Source organism: Streptomyces sp. NP-1717, assembly GCF_022695985.1.
In the GTDB taxonomy this organism is placed as follows: Bacteria; Actinomycetota; Actinomycetes; order Streptomycetales; family Streptomycetaceae; genus Streptomyces.
Genome location: NZ_JAAPBF010000413.1, coordinates 1 through 2,700, shown reverse-complemented (window position 1 = coordinate 2,700; position 2,700 = coordinate 1). Strand labels below are relative to the sequence as shown.

The 2,700-nt window shown below is 76.0% G+C and carries 1 protein-coding gene; it reads right to left on the bottom strand.

The features are described 5' to 3' along the window. The coding region (locus tag GXP76_RS35035) for an SDR family oxidoreductase (RefSeq protein WP_242575650.1) at positions 1 to 2,700 on the bottom strand (2,700 nt) is incomplete at both ends.

Sequence of the window (2,700 nt, the reverse complement as noted above, 5' to 3'; positions counted from 1 at the left end):
GAGCAGTTCCAGACGGACCGCTCCGTCGGCGTCGATCAGCGCCGCGTCGCAGCGCGCCCCCGTGCCGTGAACCTTCCGGCCCCGCACCACACACCGCACCGAGCCGTGCACCGGGCCGTGCCGGTACACCCTGCACTCCGCGACGGCCATCGGCAGCGTCGCCGCGTCGAGTACCTCCCGCGCCCAGACCAGGGCGAGTTGGAGCGCGCCGTCCACGGCGGCCGGGTCGAGCGGCCAGCACCCGCCCGGCCACTCCAGAAGGCGCACGCCCGCCACGAAGGCCTCGGCTCCGTGCTCCGAGACACCGAGCGGCGAGCGGACGGCGTGGAAGCGGGGACCGTGGAACAGGATCTCCCCGTCGTACAACTCGGCGAGGTCCAGCGGCTTGAGGCCGTCCGGGCTGCCCCACGCGGCGGGATCCGGTGCTTCGGCCCCGGTGTCCAGTACGGCGCGGAAGTGCGCCACCCCGCTCTCCCCGCGCAGCTCCGCCTCCAGCCCCGTCGGCGAACCGGCCGCTCCCCGGCCGCCGTGCACGGTGAGCAGGTGGCCCGCGCCGGCCAGTTCGGGCAGGGCGCACTTCTGATACACCCTCACATCGCGCAGGACGAGTGAGCCGGCGTCCGGCAGCCAGGCGGTGGCCGCGCCCGCGAACCAGTTGAGGACCATCGCCACGGGCAGCACGGCGACTCCGCCGACCGCGTGGTCGGCCAGCTGCGGCAGGCCGTCCGCCCGGACCAGCAGCTGCGCCGGACGCGGATCGCCTGCCGGGGACAGGGCCGCCGGGTCGTCCCCGGCCACCAGGACCACACGGGCCTCACCGGCCGCGCCGTCCAGCTCCGCCGTGAAAGCGGCCGCCCCCCGCTCCAGAGGGATCAGCGGAACCCCGGACCGGCCGAAGTGCCCGGCCAGCGCGGGCGTGACCATGCCGCCGCGCCACGGCCCCCAGGCGACGCACCGCACCAGAGCGCCGGGGCGGCGGGCCTGTTCCGCCGACGCGACCTGGCCAAGGACCTCGTTGGCCATGGCGTAGTCGCTCTGCCCCGCGTTGCCGAACACGGCTGCCACCGAGGAGAACAGGCAGATCACGTCCAGCGGATCGTCGGCCGTCGCGGCCAGCAGCGCGCGCAGGCCGTCCACCTTGGTCGACATCACCCGCTCGACCTGTTCGTCGGTCTTGTCGGCGATCCACTTGTCGGCCAGTACTCCCGCACCGTGCACGATGCCGGTGACCGGCCCCCACACCTCACGTACCTCGCGCAGCGCGGCGGCGAGCGCGTCGCCGTCGCGGACGTCCACCTCGACGTACCTGACGGGGGATCCCGCCGCCTCCAGCGCCTCCAGCGTCGCCCGTACCTCGCGCGCGCCCAGGATCTCCCGGGCCCGCGCCGAGATCCGGGCGGGCGAGGAGTCCTCCGCGCCCCCGGCCGAACGCTCGGCGAGCAGACGGGTGAGCGCCGCTTCGTCGGTGGCCGACGCGAGCCCCGCGGGCTCGGGAGCCGGTGCCGTCCTGCCGAGCAGCGCGATCCGCGGACGGTGGGTCCGGGCCAGGTCCAGCAGCGCGGCGGCGGTCACCCCGCGGGCCCCTCCGGTGGCCACGATCACCGACTCCGAGGTGATCCGCCCGGTGCTGCCGGGCATCAGCGGCGCGGGTACGGTGCGCGGGACGACGCGGGTACCGTCCGCGCGGAGACCCGCCTCCGGGTCGGGGCCGCCCTCCAGCAGTTCCCGCACGATCGCCTCCGCGACCTCCTCGTCGCTCCGGCCGCCCCGCTCGCAGTCGACGGCCTTGACCGGGACTCCCGGCCACTCCTTCGCCGCGGTCCTGGTCAGAGCCGCCGCTCCGCCCAGCCACGCGCGGTCGGGTGCGCGGCCGTCGAGCCCGAAGTCGCCTCCGGTGTCCTGAACCGTCACGAACAGTCCGCCCCCTTCGGCGGCCCGCGAAGCGACCGCGCGCGCCGCGCGGAACACCGACCGGTGGACCTCGCGCGCGTGGTCCGGTGCGCCGTCCCCGGTCAGCGCGCCGAGGTGTACGACCGAGCGCGCGTCGCCGGGCACCTCCGCCACGGCGGTGGCGTCCACGCCGTGCCGCGCCAGCTTCCGCACGACGAGGGCGGTGATCGCGTCGCAGTCGGCGCCGCCGCCCGCCACCACGAGCGGACCGTCCAGAAGTCCCGCCGTCGCCAGGCCGGACGCCGGTGACTCCACCGCGCGCGGCACCAGCCTGGTCAGCGCCGTCATGTGCCCGGACCCGTCACGCGTCGCGGGGATCTCCGGAACGGCGAGGACGGCGGGGGCCTCGGGGATCTCGGGGATTTCCGGGACGGGGGTGATCTCCGGGACGGTGGGGGGCCCGGCCACGGCCGGGGATTCCGGCGCCGGGGCCTCCCGCGGACGGCCGCCCGCGGTGAGCGCCTCGACGATCTCGCGCAGCGTGCGCAGTCCGCCGAGCCGCCCGATGTCGCCCGTCGCCACGTCGCCCACCGTCCGGCGGACGGCCGACAGGATCTCGACGCGTTTGATCGAGTCGACTCCCAGATCCGCCTCCAGCTCCATGTCCACGGTGAGCATCTCCGCCGGATAGCCGGTGAGCCGGGCCACCACGGAGAGCAGCGTTTCCTCCAGCTCGGGCGCCGACAGAGGCGTGGCATCGGCGGCCGGCGCCGAGGGGCCCACCGGGACGGGTTCCGGGGCCCGTTCCCC